The organism is Methylomonas sp. LL1 (assembly GCF_015711015.1).
Classification (GTDB): Bacteria; Pseudomonadota; Gammaproteobacteria; order Methylococcales; family Methylomonadaceae; genus Methylomonas.
In genome coordinates, this window is sequence record NZ_CP064653.1 from 2,546,957 (window position 1) to 2,564,526 (window position 17,570).

A 17,570-nucleotide genomic window follows, 5' to 3' on the forward strand; every position below is an offset into this window, starting at 1 on the left:
CGCGACCCATGCAAAAAAAGATACGCCCCAGGGAAATCCTCCGGCAACGCAACCGCCGTCTGAAAGCAATGACGCTGGCATTATTGCTGGCCGGACTGCTGTGCTTGATTATTTGGTGGCTGAACAATCGCGGCTGGGTCGGCACCGACGATGCCTTTGTCGCCGGCCATTTGGTCACGTTAAAGGCGCAAAGCGACGGCACCGTGGTGGAATTGTTGACCGAAAACACTCAGAGAGTACAAAAAGGCCAAGTTTTGGTCAGGCTGGACGGCGCGCATACTCTGATCGCGCTGCAACAGGCCGAGGCCGAGCTGGCGGAAACCGTGCGCGACATCGTCACCCTGAAGGCAAAGATCGAAACGCTGAAACAGCGTATCCTGGCCCGCGAAGCCTCGTTGAATCAGGTGCGCCACGACCTGGAGCGTTTTACGGCCGCGGCCAAGGATGGCGCGGCTTCCGAGCAGCAGGTACAAAATGCCCAGGACAAACTGCGCGAATTGGAAGCCGCTATACGTGAAAGCCGCGCCGAACAAAGCGGCGTCGAGGCGCGGATGAAAAACTCCCGCATCAGCGATCATCCGGCGGTCGAAAAAGCCAAGAGCCGGCTGCGGCTAGCCTTTCTCGACTACCAGCGCCGCAACGTGATCGCGCCGATTTCGGGCTATGTCGCCAAACGCAAGGTGCAGGTCGGCGACAATCTGAAAGCCGGTGCCCCGTTGCTGGTCATCGTGCCGCTGGACGATGTTTGGATAGAAGCCAATTTCCTGGAAACCCAGATTGCCTCGATCCGCCCGGGGCAAGCGGCGGAAATTCGGGTCGATGCCTACGGCGGCGAACGGCTTTATCACGGCTTGGTGCAAGGCATCAACCCCGCCACGGGCAGCAGTTTTGCCCTGTTGCCGACCGACAATAGCACCGGCAACTTCATTCATATCGCCGAACGCCTGCAAGTCCGTATATCGCTGGATCACCAAGAATTACAAGACAATCCGCTACAACCGGGCCTGTCGACCCTGACCCGGATCAAGATCGGCCAATCCGAACCCTCTCAACTGGCATCCAGCGTCAAATTAGCCGGCGAGGCCTACAGCACCGACATCTACGACCATGAACTGGGCGGTGCCGAACAATTGATACGCCGCATCATTGCCGATAACGGATTATCTGATTAGGCGATTTATGGCAATAAATGTACCCAATCCAAGCAATTTGCCGTTGACTGAGCGAACGACACTATTTGACATTTGCAATGGGTACAAACTTTCTCAAAAATCACCTTAGCAAGAAAGTCTATTGCAAATTTTCCGTTATCGATCGATTGCCGAAATAAGCGGTATTACCGGTTTGACCTGCGTTTTTTTGAGCGAATAAACTCGGCAAGTTCCCGTCGATTGATCTAACAGCGGGCAGACGATAGGTTTTTTGCGATGTTTATTTAGCGCCCTGTCTTTTGTAAAGATCAATACCTTACTGAATACCTTGAGCAATCAGCTTGGTTTGAACCGGGCGTTGAATGCTTTTGGCAATTTTTAACGCTTTCCCCTGAGTTTGGAGCGATGGCTTTTGATAAGGATTTTTGTCATGTTTAGTTTTTTCTGCATTCAGACTTGCATACTGAACTTGGTCAGTCAATTTACCATAGGACAAAGACACGTATGGCGGAAACAGGGCAAAACTCAGATGGGCCAAATCTGCCGTAAAAACAGATCAATTAGTTGGCTTTACTTGCCCTCCACGATAGCAGACATCTATTAGGCAGATACTTCAAGCCACCTGACGGATTAAGTTCGGCCAATTACAAACGACTGCGTTTCGATCATCAGTGACAGCAGCTGAATGGACACCTGTCTGTCAGTTTAGCTATGGATGCTTGATTACAAGCCCCCCCCTACCTGTTTCGTACCGGCAAAGTGATTGGCGATCCCAGATCCAATCCACATTCACCTTCATTAATTAACGGTGACATAGCCATCGCGAATGATGCGATTCCTTTCGTCATCCTACGCGCTAGGAGGATTAAGCTGCCGCGGCGCAATACCGTACCGTTGCTTGAATGCCCGGCTAAAGTGAGATAAATCGTTGAACCCCCAACGAAACGCCAAATCGGAGACTCGTCCATTTTGGCCCGCCAACGACAATTCGCGATGGCAACATTCCAAACGGCGCTGCAACACGTAGCGCATTAATGATGTTTCTTCAGTTGCAAACAGACTATTGATGTAACGCGGCGACAATCCAACCTTACCGGCAATCATCGCCGCATCGAGTTGCGAATTGCGCAGTTGCTGCTCGATACACGCCTTGACGCGTATCAGCGCCTGTTCTCGACTTGGCGACAGCCGCCCGCCGAGCTTGATCGTATTCAGATTCCAAAGCAACATATCGATGGTCGCATGGCTAATTTTGACCAGCTCATCGGCTGGGAGAGCTTCGAGTTGATGAGCCGATGCGCGCAAAAAGTTCGAGACGATAGCGCCGATGCCGGAATCGCCTGCCATGCGAACCGCGGTGCAGCGCTCGACCGTCGCAAACCGGTTTTGCAACACCTGCCGGGGAATGGCGAAAATCAATTTTGCGAAATTATCGCCGACGCAATCAAGCCGATGCTGGCGGGTGGCATCGTAAATGGCCATGTCGCCGGGTTGCAGCGCCACTTCTCGGCCATCCTGCCGCAGCCTATAGGCACCGGACAATAACAGCACCGCAAAATAAGCGTCCTGATCCTAGCGTTCGGGGCTGCGCGCTTGTTTAGCGAGCGAAATCGCCCCGGAACGAACCGCCGACAATTGCATGCCGGGCAAAGGCAGGATGCGGGTTTCGCCATAATAATCCGCCGCCAAGTTTGAGACGATTTCGACCTGGGTGTAGTGGCGGCAAATGACCTCGCGCCACCAGTCCCGGCGTTCAGTGGCGGGCCTGTCCTGAGTGGAAAAGAGCATGCCCGCTTTCGCCAGCGGGAATGATGATGTCGCAACCATGATCGCCCCTCAAAAAACCATCGTTCAGCCGTTTTGGACAAATTTTTGAGCCGTTTCAGGCCAGTAAACATTCCGCCTGGCCATTAAACTGCATGTACCTCAATCATTGTACTCATCCCCAGGAGATAGAGATGGAAACTTTTCTAAGCACTACCGCCGCCTGCATCGCACTCAGCGCTTCCGGCATTTTTTTCATGGTGGGCTTGCTGACCGGATTATGGAAATATCTCTGCATGCGCCGCCACCCGCAGGCCGAAGCCCCACATTATGTCAATATCGCCCACCGCGCGGCACTGATGTATGCCTTTTCCTCGCAGTTACTGGCGGTGTTTGCCGCGCTGAGCGCGTTCCCAGGGTGGTTGAACACCGTCGCGGTGATACCGCCATTGGTGTTTTTCGCCATCGCCATCGCGCATTACGTCGAGTTGGGCATGACCACGGACAGTAAAAACAGCCTGCGCGACTCGCCAGACAAAGCCAAGGACTATAGAATTTTGAATGTTCTTGCCGTCGCCGAAATCGGCGGTTTTTCGGTGCTGTTAATCGGTTTTTTCGTCAAACAGTGGGCTTAAAGGTCCGATTACACTGTTCCAATCGCCACAAACCCGGTTGATCCTTATAAGAGCTTTAATCGATCCATGCACGCGTTTAGCATGGGATTGGATAAATATTTACTCAGCCCGGTGTTCGATACTTACAATTTCATCACGCCCGATGTCATGGAAACCAATGTGAATGATTTTTTAGTAATTTGAAAAGCATTAACGTGGTGTTAAATGACCGGCTTTAAGGAAAATTTGCAGAAGCGAGGGAGGGGGCGATAGCTTCGAAAAGTGCGATTACGCAAGCTAGTCGCACCTACATTTTGAATGGCAGCTTACTGTTTTGCAGTTGCCACTAGGTGGAAATCGTCGATGGCTTGTGAACTGGCTGTCAAGTTGTAGCGACCGCACATGGCAAAGTCCCCGCTTGCTTAAACCTGATATCAGCGGCCGCCCCGGCTTTAAGCTACTCTTTGGTGCAATTGGTTGATAACAGCCGTATGCTCAATCCAATCTGCGCATCTACCGGCAATCGAGCCTCTGCAGGCAATGTCAAAAACTCAGCAACAGGCAAGCTTTGTGGCAGTTGCCGGATAGCGACATGTCGTATGGCGTGATCATGCTGTTCTCATTCGGTTAAATGAAACTTTCAAATTGCACCCGTTCGTCGGCAATGCCGAACCGGCGGGCGGTTTGGCGTACGCTGTCGATCAGGCGAGTCGGGCCGCAGACGTAAATGACGGTATCGGCGGATGCGCTACCGAGCAGCGCCGAGAGGTCCGGCCGGGTTGGATTTTGTGTCTGACTGAAGTAAAACCGGCATCGATTAGGAAACTGCCGCTGCAAGTCTTTGACAAAGGCCATTTCTCGCGGCGCACGGCCAGTGTAATGCAGTTGAAAATCCGCACCCCGTGCGGCCAAGGTTTCTGCCATGGCTTTGATGGGTGTGATGCCGATGCCGCCGGCGATCAACAACGCCGGGCGCTCGTCATCGTGCAATGGGAAATAGTTTTCCGGCGCTTCGACGTTGAGGCGTGTACCAATTTGCCAGCCGTCGTGCAATGCCGACGAGCCGCCTTCGCCACCGTCCACCCGCAGCACCGCGATGCGGTAGCAATCCGGATCGCCAGACGCGTCGGTCAGCGAATAGGCGCGAGAGGTAACGCTACCGTCGGGCAGCGCAATCGGCACGCGGATATGCGCCCCGGCCCGATACGCCGGTAGCGGCTCGCCGCCAATATGGCGCAATTCGTAAGCGCGAATACGCGGCGTCAATTGCCGAATCCCGCTGATGGTCAACGGCAATGCGCCGTTTCCCAAAACAGCTGGCGCATGCGTTGTCACTACCACCGGTTGTCGCTGACGAGCCTGAACCAGTAGCGCTTCGACTTCGTTCTGGCTGTAGCGCGGAGTGATGTACTTGGGGCAATTCCAGTCGAAGGCTTCGACTCGGATGACGATACCGCGCTCGACCGGAGCGCGAAAGTCGGGCAGTTCCAGTTTCTCCAGCAATGCCGGCTCGCTGCGTGTGTCCACAACTCGCGCCCGACCCCAGATTTTCAGGCGCTGTCGCTGCGGATAATCCATCAGTAACAAGCTCACCCGGTCATCGCCGCATAAATTGCCTACCGAAAGGTATTGGCGGTTGCCGCTGAAATCGGCGTAACCGATGGTTTGTTCATCCAACACTTTCAAGAATCCCACCGGCCCACCGCGATGCTGCACATAGGGCCAGCCGCTTTGACTGACCGTAGCTTGGTAAAAGCTGTCGCGCTCGGCAATGAATGCCTGTTCGAAGGCGCTCAGCACCACAGTCTCGGCCTCGCCGAGTTCGGCGGCCCGATACGCAGTGCGGCTACCCATTTCGGTTTGTACCGCTTGCACGTCGGGGGTAAAACTGATTTTGGCAAAAGCGCGGGCCATGGTCTTTACTCCGGACGGGATGAAATGTTGATGGCTACTCTGACACAATCATTAGTTGTGTTGAATAGTCATGATTTGCAATACCTTAATTCCATTCAGCGCAATAAACCGGGCCAAACACCATCCCTGCGCTCTGCCCGGTCAAGCTTTAGGCGGCTTGTTTTAACGCCACTTTTGGGAAATCAATTTCGACCCTGCTGGCTTTGCCCAGGATATTGGTCAGCACATTCATGCCGACGTGGGTAATCACCTCGACGATGTCCGACTCGCTAAAACCGGCGTCACTCATGGACTGCAACTCGGCGTTGGTCACCTCGCCCTTGTGCTCGACCAGGGCGCGGGCGAATTTAACCGCCACCGCCGCCTTGGCGTCCTGGCTGGAGCCGGCCCGGTTGGCTGCGATTTCCGCCCCGCTCAAACCGGCATCGCGGCCGATGGCGGTATGGGCGGACAGGCAATATTCGCATTGGTTCTGCTGGGCCAGCGCCAGTGCGATGCGCTCGCGGGTGGCGGCGTCCAGCGAACCGTGGTTGGCGATGTGATACAAACCTAGGAAGGCTTTCAAGGCATCCGGCGAGTGGGCGAACACCCGCAAAAAGTTGGGCACCATCCCCAACTGGCCTTGGATCGCATCCAATAGGCTGCGTTGTTCGATATTGGCGATTTCGTTGCTAACGGTGGTAATACGGCTCATGAGTGTTCTCCAAAAAATGAAATAGGTTGTCGTATGCCTGGGTTAAATTCAGCAGGCGGATACAGTGTGTCTTATTGCACAAAAATTAAGAATACCTATAATTTCCAATTAACTATTGCGATAATTGGAATTACCAATGGATCGTTTACATTTAATGAGTGTGTATGTCGCCGTGGTCGAAGCCGAGGGCTTTGCCGGCGGCGCCCGCAAGCTGCACATGTCGCCACCGGCCGTGACGCGTGCGGTGGCGGCGTTGGAAGAGCGCTTGGGGGTTAAATTATTGAATCGCACCACTCGCTATGTGCGCATGACCGAGGCCGGTCAGAAATACTATGAGGACGCCAAACGCATCATCGCCTTGGCCGATGAAGCCGACGAAGCAGCGCTGGGCATCAATGTCGAACCGCGCGGCCTGCTCACCGTTACCGCCTCGGTCCTGTTCGGGCGTTTATTCGTGATGCCAGGTATTGTCGAATATTTGCGCCGTTATCCGGATGTGGAAGTCAATGCACTATTCGTCGACCGGGTGCTCAACATGCTGGAGGAAGGCGTGGACGTGGCGATCCGCATCGGCGAATTGCCCGATTCGTCGTACCGGGCGCTGCGGGTCGGCTCGGTGCGGCGGGTGTTATGCGCCTCGCCGGAATATCTCTCGACTCACGGCATTCCGCGGATTCCGGAAGATTTGCCCAACCACAACATCATCCTGGCACGCGGCTTAAACCCTGCCAATGAAATGCGCTTCGGACGCGATGGCCAGCCGTTGACGGTGAAACTACAGCCTATGTTGAGCGTCAGCGATAACGATTCAGCCGCCAGCGCCGCCATGGCCGGCCTGGGTATCACCCGCCTACTGAATTATCAAATTGCCGAGCCATTGCGAAACGACAATCTGAAAATCGTACTGAGCGAGTTCGAAAGTTCGTCGGTTCCGGTCCATATCCTGCACCGCGAGGGCCGCCATTCTTCAGCCAAGATTCGCTCGTTTGTCGACTTGATGGCGGAGCGTTTGCGGGCGGAGTTATCGCTGAATTGACGGGAAATTTCAGCTACGCCGGAAGGTTCCAGGTGATACGCCGAAATGGCGTTTAACCAATTTCTGGATCGGGCCGCCGCATAAGCGCACGCCAGGATGCGACAGTGCTTTCGAGTTGGCGCATCGTGGCTTTTGCATATTTGGCTACCGGCATCTTGAGGTGGTTCATCAACTTGCATATCCGTCGCCGAGCCGATTATTTTGCACAGTAAGTGGTTGAATGACTATGAGCAATAGCGCGAGACTCAGGATTTGGTTGAAAATAATTTCCCGCATTCCAGGCTGCATTCCCATGCTCCGGGAATGCAGCCTGAACCGCTCTGCGGTTCGGGTCGCTAGAGCGTCCCTGAGCAGGTTCCCACGCGGAGCATCGGAACCATAAGCGGAATCAACTTGTTCAGCGTTTCCTTAAACTGATTGAGAGCAGTCACTTTCTAGCAAGGCGCAATAGGGACGCAACGCGACCATCAGTGCCTGATATATAGCAAATGCATCGGTCGGGTCTTTCTGTTTAAGCTCGGCAACCTCGGTCAGAAACCGATACAACATTTTTACGAAATTCTCGATGGACATCGCCAGCCAGGCATCGTTGGTAATCCATTTATCGATAAACTCATCCAAACGCGCGAAGGTCAGTTTCAACAGAGGGTACGCGGTTTGGGTTTCCTTAAATTCCCGGAGCAGCATATACGCCAAGTAAGCCTGCTCGGACGCCACCCGCGGCCGGTTGGAAATGCTGAGGTAAGTGGCTTTGTGGTTGCTATAGGCGGCATCGAATTTTTCGCAAAATTCGGTTTCGGTGGTCATCGCAAGCCAAATCTGAAGACTCGCGGTGGTTATGCCATAACACTCCTTGATTGAGTTTGCCATTTTGTCGAATTGTTCGACGAATGCCGGCTTGGTCAGTTCGCCTTTAATCAGATTTTCAATCGCCGTCAGCTCGCTCGCAGTGACGCAAACCGTGGCCAATTCCCGAACAATTTTGAGTTCGACTCCCATATCGCCGTCACCTGTTTTCGCTACCTGGAAAAAATTTATGAATCGCGTCGATCCCTAGTTTACTGAGTCAGATCGACGATTTCGGCAACGCAGGCGTTGTCTTTAACAATGTGCAGCGCGTTGTCGAAAACCATGTTGGAGTTAAATAAAACGCTTTTGACAATGATGGCGCCGGCGGCATCCTTGATCACAAAAAAAGTATCGCCCTCGGGGACCTTGCTAGCGGCAATCTGATTGGTCATTAAGGAGCCGGTTCTCACTTCTTTAATGGCCTGCAGGGCTTCTTCCTTGTTGCCGTAATCGCCGCTCATCAGAATGAGTTCGCCCTTACTGTTGAGGAAATTAAAAAAATACTGATTTTCGTCGTTGGTTTGAAGTTGAAAAGTGGCTGGCATGTTCTGTCCCGGAAGTTGGCGGTTGGATTGGGTTTAGCCTCCCGATTCCTGACAAACTAAACCAAAAGTTCGCTGGAGGAGGAGAGTTAAATGTGGCAGGCAGAGGCTATAAATCCAGCAGCAAGCGTTATGCCAATAAAAAACATTTCAAAATCAACAGGAAATATGTCATCAGGCATCTAATTGTCAGTTTTGCTACACGACATTGACGGCGATCCGCTAGCCAGTGAACCGCCCTCATCAAACATGGGCCAACTCGCTTTGCAGCCTATGCCTAAATTCCGACAAATCCCGCTCGGCAATAATGCGAATCAAGGTGGGTTACGCTCATAATTTTTACATAGCCGAATAACAAAGCCAATCCGGATAAGTATCCACATCCCATTGGCTATCCAGTTCGTACAGGTTCAAACCGATCTCCTTTGTCCGGCTGCGAGTGGTGGTCATGACCTGGTCATGGCCCCAGCTCATGTCGCTGAACAGTCTCGGTTGTGCTTCGTTTAAGCCGATCATGACATAACCGCCATCGTCGGCCGGTGCGATGACCGCATCGTGGCCTTCGTGTAACGCCGTCAGTGCCCGACGCAGGTCGTCACAGTAAAGACTGGGACAATCGCAACCCATCAGTAACGCATGCCGGTATCGGCCCAGCGCATCATCGAAGGCGCGATGCATGCGTTCGCCCAAGTCGGCGCCGCGTTGCATCTTCAGTGTCAGCGGAAAACGGCGCGCGCAATCCTGAAAAAACTCATGATCGGTATCCGGCGCGCAGTGGAGTTCAACAGCGCATAAAGGCTGCTGGAAGGCCCGCTCCAGCGTCATATAGGTCAACCGCCGGTGTGCTTCGGCAGCCTGTTCGGCACTCAAGGCCGGTTGTAGCCGGGTTTTGACTTGGCCGGGAATTGGCGCTTTGCAAAAAATCAGCAGCACGCTATCGGGGAAAAGCGTTTGCATCGCTTAAACCTTGCGCCGCCAGGCGTGATAACGGCCCAGCCATTCCAGCAATACCGTGGGAGCGTGATTGCGTTTCCAGACGCCCGCTACATATTTATTGGCTTCCGCCAGGGTTGGATAGATGTGAATGGTGCCTAAAATCTTATTCAAGCCGATGCCGTGTTTCATCGCCAGCACAAACTCGGCAATTAGGTCGCCGGCATGTTCGCCGACGATGGTGACGCCCAAAATTTTATCCTTGCCCGGCACAGTCAGCACTTTGACAAAGCCATGGGCCTCGCCGTCGGCAATGGCACGGTCCAGATCGGCTATGCCATAGGTCGACACTTCGTAAGCGATGCCCTGCGTTTGCGCATCTTGTTCGTTCAAACCCACGCGCGCCACTTCCGGTTCGGTAAAGGTCGACCAGGGAATCACCGAGTAATCGGTACGAAACTTTTTAAAATGCCCAAACAAGGCGTTGACCGCCGCATACCAGGCCTGATGCGCGGCGGTGTGGGTAAATTGATAGGGTCCCGCCACATCGCCGACAGCGAAAATATTCGGATAGTTGGTTTCCTGAAAGGCGTTGGTTTCCAGGGTTTTGCGCGGCGACAAGGCAATGCCAAGTTTCTCGACGCCATAACCTTGCACATTGGCGGCGCGGCCGATGGCGATCAACACTTTATCGAACGGGATTCTGACGATTTGCCCGTCATGCTCGGCCAGCAAAATGTGTTCGCCGTTTTCGACGATGAATTCCTTGGCGGTATGGTTGACGTTGACCGCCACGCCTTCCGCCTGGAAGCGGGCTTGGACGATGTCCGACACTTCCGCATCTTCCCTCAGCATAAGGCGCGGGGCCATTTCCACCTGCGTGACCTGACTGCCGAGGCGGGCGAAGGTTTGCGTCAATTCGCAGCCTATCGGGCCGCCACCCAGCACCAACAGGCGCTTGGGCAATTCGCGCAAGTTCCAGATGTTATCCGAAGTCAGATATTCGATGTCTTCCAGTCCGGGAATCGGCGGCACGAAGGGCCGGGCGCCGGCGGCGATGACGATGGCGCGGCTGGTGAGGGTTTTGACGCCTTCGGCTGTCGTGACTTCCACCGCCCAAGGCGAGACGATTTTGGCCGAGCCTTCGATGACCTCCACGCCCAGCTCGGTATACCGTTCCACGGAATCATGCGGTGCTACTGTTTTGATCACCTGTTGCACCCGCTCCATCACGGCGGCGAAATCAAATTCGGCCTCGGCTTTGGCGATACCGAACTCGGGCGCGCGTTTGATATGCGACAGCAACTTGGCCGAGCGAATCAGCGCCTTGGACGGTACGCAGCCAGTGTTTAGACAGTCGCCGCCCATTTTGTCCTTTTCGATCAGCGTGACTTTGGCTTTGACCGCCCCGGCGATATAGGCCGACACCAAACCGCCCGAACCGGCACCAATGACCAGCAGGTTGTTGTCGAAGCGGTCGGGTTTAGGCCAGCGAGCGTAGACTTTGCGTTGTTGAATGAATTCGAGCATTTTCTTCGCTCCTAATGGAAACACACCGAGCAAGGCAAACGAACCCAGCACAGCCGGAGGCAGGATGCCGGACAGCGAATCGATTTTCGCCAACTGGGTACCGGCATTGACGTAGACCACGGTGCCGGCCAGCATGCCGACCTGACTGACCCAGTAAAAGGTGCGCACCTTGATCGGCGTCAAACCCATCGCCAGATTGATCATGAAGAACGGAAACACCGGTACCAAGCGCAACGTAAACAAATAGAGAGCACCATCGCGATCCACGCCGTCATCAATGGCCTTTAAGCGGACGATAAACCGAGATTTGACCCAGTCGCGCAACAAAAAACGCGCCGCCAGAAACGCCAAGGTCGCGCCTATGCTGGAAGCGAACGAGACAATCAGCGTACCCCACAGCAAACCGAATACCGCGCCGCCGGCCAGCGTCAATATCGTCGCCCCTGGCAGCGATAGCGCAGTGACCGCGATATACAACGCGGCATACATTACCATAGCCAGCACTGGGTGAGTCTGACGGTAATAGGCGATGCCGGTCTGCTGCGCTTTTAAGTTATCCAGCGTCAGATAGTGCTGCAAATCCAACGCAAAAAACGTCGCCATCAATGTGGCAATGCCCAGCAATAACAAAATTCTGGAAGTTTTCATGCCGAGCTACCGATCTTGAAAGGGCTAGGCTTCGATGGGTGTTTGCATATTGTCTGACTAAACATCTGTGTTCCTTAAATAGTATGGGGCTTGCCTTTTAGTCGCATTTGCCGGTAATTCCTGACAAAAAGCTCAGAAAATCTAATTCCTCAGGCTTAATTAACATCGTCACGTTACAGCAAAAATATTCCCTCCCCGGGCTAGAGAAGGGGTTTGAGTTTTTAGCATCTGCTAGGCATTGCTGGGAGCCAGAATTTGTATTCGGTTGGTGCAATACCTTGATGTGGCTACACTAAACCGGACACACTTTTTAAAATAACCTGAAAAAGCGTGAATCCAAAATGAGCCAAGAAAAACCCAATACCTATACAGCCGAATTCAGAGCCTCAGCCGTCAAGTTGGCGAATGAATCCGATAAACCGATCAGCCAGGTAGCCCAGGATCTTGGCATTAACGTCAATACCTTGCATACCTGGATAGGAAAATACAGTCGCCCCAAAGACAGCAATAAAGCGGTCCGTACCGATGAACATCTGTACGATGAACTCAAGCGCCTTAAGTCGGCGAGTGTCGGCTTCCGGCGGGAAAGATTGCTAGCCATCCCTGGCTAGCAATCGCGCCTACACCGCCACGTGATTGCCTGCGGCGGCCCTGGCCGTCCGCGTCACCTCGCCTTTGACCCAACAAGGGGATCAAAGCCTTGGCTCTCGCATGACTCGACGCCGTTTCGCGATGCCTTGCAGTTTTTCTAGTCGAAAAACCGCCCGGCGCTACGGCTTCCAGGGACTACTCAACCTTCACTCGCTAACGCTTCGTTTCCAAGGTTTCGCAGCGAAGGAAGTGGCCCGATTGACCGAGGAGCGCGATTTACTAAAAAAGGCAGCGGCGTACTTCGCCAAGGAACAAAGATGAAGTACGCCTGGATCAAGCAGCATGCAGAGGACTTTGCGGTAGATACCCTGTGCCGGTTCATGAGGGTATCCCGAAGCGCCTACTACGACTGGCTGAAGCAAGGCCCCTCTGCGGGCGAACAAGACGATGCCGCCCTATCCGAGATGATCCAAAGCACCTTTGGCAAAAGCCGGGCAACCTACGGTACGCGCCGTCTCAAAGCCGCCTTATCCGCTCAGAACCGAACCGTCAGCCGCCGCCGTATCGGTCGTTTGATGCGGGAAGCGGGGTTGGCCTGTAAAACCAAGCGCAAATTCAAAGCCACGACGAATTCGAAGCATCATCAACCGGTTGCGTCCAATCACCTGGATCGGCAATTTGCCGTGGAAAAGCCCAATCAAGTCTATGCCGGCGACATCACCTATATCCATACGCAGGAGGGCTGGCTGTATCTGGCCGTGGTGATTGATCTCTATTCCCGGCAAGTCGTGGGCTGGTCTATGGCCGAACATATGCGGACCAAACTGGTGAACGATGCGCTACTGATGGCGGTTTGGAAGCGCAAGCCCGAGAAAGGCTTGCTATGGCATACCGATCGCGGCAGCCAATATGCATCGGACAGCCATCGAGCCTTATTAACGCAACACGGCATCCGGCAAAGCATGAGTCGTAAGGGAAACTGCTGGGATAATGCCGTCTCGGAAAGTTTCTTTCATACCCTGAAAATCGAGTTGATACATCACCAGACCTATCGAACCCGATCCGAGGCCAGGCAGGCCGTATTCGAATATATCGAAGTGTTTTATAACCGCGAGCGACTTCATTCCGCCAATGGCTACCTGTCGCCCGTTGACTACGAAGTGCAGCTTAAAGCTGCTTAGCTGTGTGTCCGGAAAAGTGTTGACACATCACCTACACTATGTGACTTCTACCCATCATGAGAAAAAGGCTAGTAATTACATGGGGATGTTGTCATTTGCATCAGTGCTTTTATGGTTACGACGAAACGTCAACATAACCTAGATCTATCAGCAAGATTATGTTCTATAGCGTACAGACAATGGTCAGCTTTGCAGATAGGCTATTTTTAGCAATTGTTATTGCAAGTATTAACGTGCCAGTGAACATTGGGTTCTTAGCGTGAAAGGGGCGCTACTCTAACCATTGGTTGTGGCAATAGACCCGACTAAGTAAATTTGGTGTCAATCACCACTAAATAACCAATCCATGGAAAACATAGAGGAGAACCTAAAAAATCTTGCTACTGAATCCAAAAGAAAGATCGTATCTTCGGTCGATTAATAGTCACTATGTCCCTGCAGCATTAACACTTAACCTTAGAAATCCGGCAATGGTGTCCAGCACGCATTTGCAGGAAGGTTGAGGTGCGACCTTAAGCATTAGGGCGATATTCCCTTTGACCTATCGGAGGTTTTGTTGAGCATCCTGACATACGAATGCCTAGTTGTTTCTAGCCCAGGAATAATGCATGCTTATGTTTAACCAAACAAAATTCCATCGGATTTAGCAGAGCAGGAAACGCACTCTCGCTAGTGTCTACGCATATTTTAAAATTCCTTCGGAGCATGTTTACCGAATGCGCTTTGACAGCTTGCTGCAAAAGAGAACTATGAACCAGACAAAATCCAACGATATAAATGAACCTCGGGTGGATATCACACAATGGATGGATGACCCGCTTTGGTATAAAGATGCCGTTATTTACGAGCTGCATATTAAAGCCTTTTATGACAGCGATAATAATGGCACCGGGGATTTTCCCGGCTTAATCCAGAAGCTCGATTACATCCAGGACTTAGGCGTCAACACGCTTTGGCTATTACCGTTCTATCCGTCTCCAATGCGTGATGACGGTTATGACATTGCTGACTATCGCAACATCCATCCCGAATACGGCACCATGGCCGATTTCAAATTGTTCGTAAAGGAAGCCCACCGCCGCGGCCTCAAAATTATCACTGAACTGGTCATCAATCACACTTCAGATCAGCATCCCTGGTTTCAGGCTGCGCGCAGAGCCCCCGCTGGTTCAAGTAAACGGGATTTTTATGTATGGAGTGATTCCAACCAGAAGTTTGCTGAGACGCGGATTATTTTTAAAGATGCCGAGAGGTCGAACTGGACCTGGGACGAAGAAGCCCGTGCTTATTACTGGCATCGTTTCTTCCATCATCAACCGGACCTCAACTTCAATAATCCAATGGTGGTGAAAGCCGTCATAAAACTGATGCGTTTTTGGCTGGACCTAGGCGTTGACGGCATGCGTTTGGATGCAATTCCTTATCTGTGCGTGCGCGAGGGCACTCAAAACGAAAATCTGCCGGGAACTCACGCCGTCATCAAACAAATGCGCGCGGTGCTTGATGCCCATTACCCTCACTGCGTTTTTCTCGCCGAAGTTAATCAGTGGCCGGAAGATGTGCGTGACTACTTCAGTAACGGCGATGAATGTCACATGGCCTACCATTTCCCGCTCATGCCGCGCATGTACATGGCCATTGCTCAGGAAGATCGTCATCCTATCGTCGATATCATGCGGCAGACCCCAAATATTCCGGATTCCTGCCAATGGGCAGTCTTTCTTCGTAATCACGACGAGCTTACTTTGGAGATGGTCACTGACAAAGAACGTGACTATATGTACCAGATGTATGTTGTTGATCCGCGCGCACGTGTGAACGTCGGCATTCGGCGCCGACTGGCCCCGCTGATGGACAACGAAATCGATAAAATCAAGCTGATGAACAGCTTGCTGCTGTCCATGCCGGGTTCTCCCAGTCTCTATTACGGCGACGAAATCGGCATGGGAGATAATTTTTTCCTGGGTGATCGCAATGGCGTGCGTACCCCCATGCAATGGAGTCCGGACCGCAATGCCGGGTTCTCGCGCGCCGATCCACAACGCCTATACCTACCCCCTATCATGGATCCGGTCTATGGTTTCGGGTCGGTCAATGTCGAGGCGCAACAACGCGAACGTGGTTCGTTGCTGAACTGGATGCAGCGCGTGCTGGCGCTGCGCAAAAACCATCAGGCTTTTGGTCGCGGAGAACTGGTATTTTTACATCCCAGAAATCGCAAGATACTGGCCTATTTCAGACTATATCAAGACGATATTATCTTGTGCGTGGCCAACCTGTCTCGCGCCGCTCAAGCAGTTGAACTTGATCTTTCCGCGTATAAGGGACGCGTGCCTGTGGAATTAATGGGCCGTGCGTCTTTTCCGCCAATTGGTGAATTACCTTATCTTCTTACCCTACCCGGCCATAATCATTATTGGTTCCGACTGGCCAGTGGCCAAGAGATTCCAGCTTGGCACGATGAGCACTTACTCCCCGAGGAACTGCCGACACTGGTGTTGTTCGATGGTTGGAACAGCTTCTTCAAAGATAAAGTTGTACCTTCGCGTAGTGCCATTGCCGAGAAAGTCCGTCATCAGCTCGAAGAAGAGGTATTACCGCATTTTGTCGCCGCGCAACACTGGTCCGGCGACAAAGGCGGTGGGATACGACGTGTTGTGATTAACGATTATACCGAGTGGGAGCGTGATGGTAAAAAGTGGCTGATAGCATTGTGCCGTGTTGAAGCTGATTCAGGCGAGCCCTATTTCTGCTTTTTGCCACTGGCACTGGCGTGGGAAAACGGCGACGAGAAACACCTGCGCGCCATGTTGCCGACCACGGTGGCCAAAGTACGCCAACAGGCTCAAATTGGCATACTGGCTGATGCTTTTGCCGACGAGTCGTTTTACCAAGCGTTGGAAGAGGCCATTGGCTCACGAGACACGCTAACTTGCGCAACAGGCACTATCCGTTTTTCAGCTACCGACGCTTTTGTTTCACTCGGCAAGGCATCCGCCAATATTTCAATAAGACCACTTGGCCTACAGGGTAGTAATACTACCGTCGTATTGGCTGAACAATATTTTCTGAAAGGCTATCGGCATCTGGAAATCGGCATGCACCCGGAGTTCGAAATTGGGCGTTTTTTAACCGAGGTGGTCAAGTTTCCCAATATAGCACCAGTATTTGGCCTAGTTGAGTATGAGGACAGCGAAGGTCGAAAAATGACACTGGCTATGTTGCAGGGCCATGTAAGAAATCAGGGTGACTGTTGGAATTATACCTTGGATTATCTCGGGCGATTCCTTGAAGAATGCCGCACGGCAGGTGAGCCCCCCAAATCCGCGGAACAAGCACATGCGGCCTATCTAGTTTTAATACGCACGCTTGGCCAGCGGACTGGCGAACTACACAACGCGCTAGGAAACATGACCGGTGATTCCGCCTTCGATCCCGAGCCGGTAACCGATGCCGATCTTGAGGATTGGGTATTACAGGTGCTAGCCGAGGCTACAGCCACGCTGGATCAGCTCGAACGTCGCCAGGCGGGGCTTGCCGATAGTGTTCGCGCTTTAGTGCAAAGCTTGCTGGCGCAACGCAATGCGGTTACGAATCGCATTCGAGCCTGTATTCCCGGGCATCTGGATGCCGTCAAGACACGTTACCACGGCAATTATCAATTGGAGAACGTGTTACTCAGCGAGAATGATTTCGTGATTACCGATTTTAAGGGTGATCCGACTTGCACTTTCGCCGAGCGCCGCCACAAACACTTGCCATTGAGGGATGTCGCCGACATGCTGAGATCCTTCAGCTATGCCGCCGATAATGCACTCGCGCAGGCCGGTGCAGAACAGCCCAAGGATATGACAAAGTTTGAGCCATTTATGCGTGACTGGGAAGCAGAGGTTGGCCGCGTTTTCCTGGCAGGGTACAGTGAAGCAGTGGGCAATTCAGTACTTACATCGGACGCAGCGCTACTCGATCTTTTTATACTGGAAAAGGCGCTTCACGATGTGCGCAACGAACTTGATAAAAGCCCGGATTGGGTCGTGACTTCGCTCCGCTGCATACTGTCGCGATTGTAATCTGCGATCTAAGGATTGATTGCAGGGTAGCCAGCAGACAGCTCAACCAGGCG

15 protein-coding genes and 1 pseudogene are annotated in these 17,570 nt (G+C 52.8%); 7 read left to right on the forward strand and 9 right to left on the reverse strand.

Going from position 1 to position 17,570, the window contains the following annotated elements:
- Positions 1-8 precede the first annotated feature (8 nt).
- A complete protein-coding gene (locus IVG45_RS11840; RefSeq protein ID WP_196434043.1) occupies positions 9-1,172 on the forward strand; it encodes an HlyD family efflux transporter periplasmic adaptor subunit in 1,164 nt (387 codons plus the stop codon).
- A gap of 295 nt (positions 1,173-1,467) precedes the next feature.
- Here IVG45_RS11840 and IVG45_RS11845 read toward each other — a convergent pair whose 3' ends face one another.
- From IVG45_RS11845 to IVG45_RS11855, 3 genes are all read right to left on the reverse strand, one after another.
- Positions 1,468-1,632 carry a DUF2956 family protein gene (locus tag IVG45_RS11845; protein WP_330165357.1) on the reverse strand — a complete coding sequence of 55 codons (165 nt, stop codon included), beginning with the start codon at positions 1,630-1,632 and terminating at the stop codon, positions 1,468-1,470.
- Between the two features lie 368 nt (positions 1,633-2,000).
- Positions 2,001-2,693, reverse strand: coding sequence for a helix-turn-helix domain-containing protein (locus IVG45_RS11850; protein ID WP_196434044.1), 693 nt, complete (start codon positions 2,691-2,693; stop codon positions 2,001-2,003).
- 30 nt (positions 2,694-2,723) lie between these two features.
- A complete protein-coding gene (locus tag IVG45_RS11855) occupies positions 2,724-2,939 on the reverse strand; it encodes a hypothetical protein (protein WP_196434045.1) in 216 nt (71 codons plus the stop codon).
- A gap of 170 nt (positions 2,940-3,109) precedes the next feature.
- Here IVG45_RS11855 and IVG45_RS11860 point away from each other — a divergent pair, with 170 nt between their 5' ends.
- Both IVG45_RS11860 and IVG45_RS11865 read left to right on the forward strand, forming a co-directional pair.
- A complete protein-coding gene (locus tag IVG45_RS11860) occupies positions 3,110-3,550 on the forward strand; it encodes a hypothetical protein (protein WP_196434046.1) in 441 nt (146 codons plus the stop codon).
- Positions 3,551-3,631: 81 nt separating this feature from the next.
- On the forward strand, positions 3,632-3,733 hold the full coding sequence (locus IVG45_RS11865; protein WP_230874847.1) for a hypothetical protein: 102 nt from the start codon (positions 3,632-3,634) through the stop codon (positions 3,731-3,733).
- A 423-nt stretch (positions 3,734-4,156) separates the two neighbouring features.
- Here the strand turns inward: IVG45_RS11865 and IVG45_RS11870 are convergent, their stop codons facing one another.
- Together IVG45_RS11870 and IVG45_RS11875 are read right to left on the reverse strand one after the other, a co-directional pair.
- On the reverse strand, positions 4,157-5,443 hold the full coding sequence (locus IVG45_RS11870; RefSeq protein WP_196434047.1) for a pyridoxamine 5'-phosphate oxidase family protein: 1,287 nt from the start codon (positions 5,441-5,443) through the stop codon (positions 4,157-4,159).
- A 148-nt stretch (positions 5,444-5,591) separates the two neighbouring features.
- Positions 5,592-6,137, reverse strand: coding sequence for a carboxymuconolactone decarboxylase family protein (locus IVG45_RS11875; protein WP_196434048.1), 546 nt, complete (start codon positions 6,135-6,137; stop codon positions 5,592-5,594).
- A gap of 136 nt (positions 6,138-6,273) precedes the next feature.
- Here IVG45_RS11875 and IVG45_RS11880 point away from each other — a divergent pair, with 136 nt between their 5' ends.
- Positions 6,274-7,173, forward strand: coding sequence for a LysR family transcriptional regulator (locus IVG45_RS11880; protein WP_196434049.1), 900 nt, complete (start codon positions 6,274-6,276; stop codon positions 7,171-7,173).
- A gap of 408 nt (positions 7,174-7,581) precedes the next feature.
- Here the strand turns inward: IVG45_RS11880 and IVG45_RS11885 are convergent, their stop codons facing one another.
- The 4 genes from IVG45_RS11885 to IVG45_RS11900 form a co-directional block, all read right to left on the reverse strand.
- Complete coding sequence (locus IVG45_RS11885; protein WP_196434050.1) at positions 7,582-8,172, reverse strand: hypothetical protein; 591 nt, start codon at positions 8,170-8,172, stop codon at positions 7,582-7,584.
- A 59-nt stretch (positions 8,173-8,231) separates the two neighbouring features.
- Positions 8,232-8,567: a DUF1508 domain-containing protein gene (locus tag IVG45_RS11890; protein WP_196434051.1), complete on the reverse strand. Its 336-nt coding sequence runs from the start codon at positions 8,565-8,567 to the stop codon at positions 8,232-8,234.
- 336 nt (positions 8,568-8,903) lie between these two features.
- Positions 8,904-9,521, reverse strand: a complete 618-nt coding sequence (locus IVG45_RS11895) for a TIGR04282 family arsenosugar biosynthesis glycosyltransferase (RefSeq protein WP_196434052.1) — start codon at positions 9,519-9,521, stop codon at positions 8,904-8,906.
- Positions 9,522-9,524: 3 nt separating this feature from the next.
- A complete protein-coding gene (locus IVG45_RS11900; RefSeq protein WP_196434053.1) occupies positions 9,525-11,675 on the reverse strand; it encodes an FAD-dependent oxidoreductase in 2,151 nt (716 codons plus the stop codon).
- 341 nt (positions 11,676-12,016) lie between these two features.
- On the opposite strand from IVG45_RS11900, the gene IVG45_RS11905 reads away from it, so the two are divergent.
- The 3 genes and pseudogenes from IVG45_RS11905 to treS all read left to right on the forward strand — a co-directional run bounded on the left by IVG45_RS11905 (position 12,017) and on the right by treS (position 17,517).
- Positions 12,017-12,286 (forward strand): transposase, encoded by a 270-nt coding sequence (locus tag IVG45_RS11905; protein WP_196434054.1) that lies wholly within the window; start codon positions 12,017-12,019, stop codon positions 12,284-12,286.
- Between the two features lie 223 nt (positions 12,287-12,509).
- Positions 12,510-13,447 (forward strand): annotated as a pseudogene (locus tag IVG45_RS11910) (IS3 family transposase); the annotation flags it as partial.
- A 749-nt stretch (positions 13,448-14,196) separates the two neighbouring features.
- Positions 14,197-17,517 (forward strand): maltose alpha-D-glucosyltransferase, encoded by a 3,321-nt coding sequence (gene treS, locus IVG45_RS11915; RefSeq protein WP_196434055.1) that lies wholly within the window; start codon positions 14,197-14,199, stop codon positions 17,515-17,517.
- The last annotated feature ends 53 nt before the right edge of the window (positions 17,518-17,570 follow it).

Excerpts from the sequence above, each read along its gene's own strand:
- IVG45_RS11900 (WP_196434053.1), bottom strand. The coding sequence starts at position 11,675 with ATGAAAACTTCCAGAATTTTGTTATTGCTGGGCATTGCCACATTGATG.
- IVG45_RS11855 (WP_196434045.1), bottom strand. The coding sequence starts at position 2,939 with ATGCTCTTTTCCACTCAGGACAGGCCCGCCACTGAACGCCGGGACTGG.
- IVG45_RS11865 (WP_230874847.1), top strand. The coding sequence starts at position 3,632 with ATGGGATTGGATAAATATTTACTCAGCCCGGTGTTCGATACTTACAAT.
- IVG45_RS11895 (WP_196434052.1), bottom strand. The coding sequence starts at position 9,521 with ATGCAAACGCTTTTCCCCGATAGCGTGCTGCTGATTTTTTGCAAAGCG.
- treS (WP_196434055.1), top strand. The coding sequence starts at position 14,197 with ATGAACCAGACAAAATCCAACGATATAAATGAACCTCGGGTGGATATC.
- IVG45_RS11840 (WP_196434043.1), top strand. The coding sequence starts at position 9 with ATGCAAAAAAAGATACGCCCCAGGGAAATCCTCCGGCAACGCAACCGC.
- IVG45_RS11885 (WP_196434050.1), bottom strand. The coding sequence starts at position 8,172 with ATGGGAGTCGAACTCAAAATTGTTCGGGAATTGGCCACGGTTTGCGTC.
- IVG45_RS11880 (WP_196434049.1), top strand. The coding sequence starts at position 6,274 with ATGGATCGTTTACATTTAATGAGTGTGTATGTCGCCGTGGTCGAAGCC.
- IVG45_RS11875 (WP_196434048.1), bottom strand. The coding sequence starts at position 6,137 with ATGAGCCGTATTACCACCGTTAGCAACGAAATCGCCAATATCGAACAA.
- IVG45_RS11890 (WP_196434051.1), bottom strand. The coding sequence starts at position 8,567 with ATGCCAGCCACTTTTCAACTTCAAACCAACGACGAAAATCAGTATTTT.
- IVG45_RS11905 (WP_196434054.1), top strand. The coding sequence starts at position 12,017 with ATGAGCCAAGAAAAACCCAATACCTATACAGCCGAATTCAGAGCCTCA.
- IVG45_RS11870 (WP_196434047.1), bottom strand. The coding sequence starts at position 5,443 with ATGGCCCGCGCTTTTGCCAAAATCAGTTTTACCCCCGACGTGCAAGCG.
- IVG45_RS11860 (WP_196434046.1), top strand. The coding sequence starts at position 3,110 with ATGGAAACTTTTCTAAGCACTACCGCCGCCTGCATCGCACTCAGCGCT.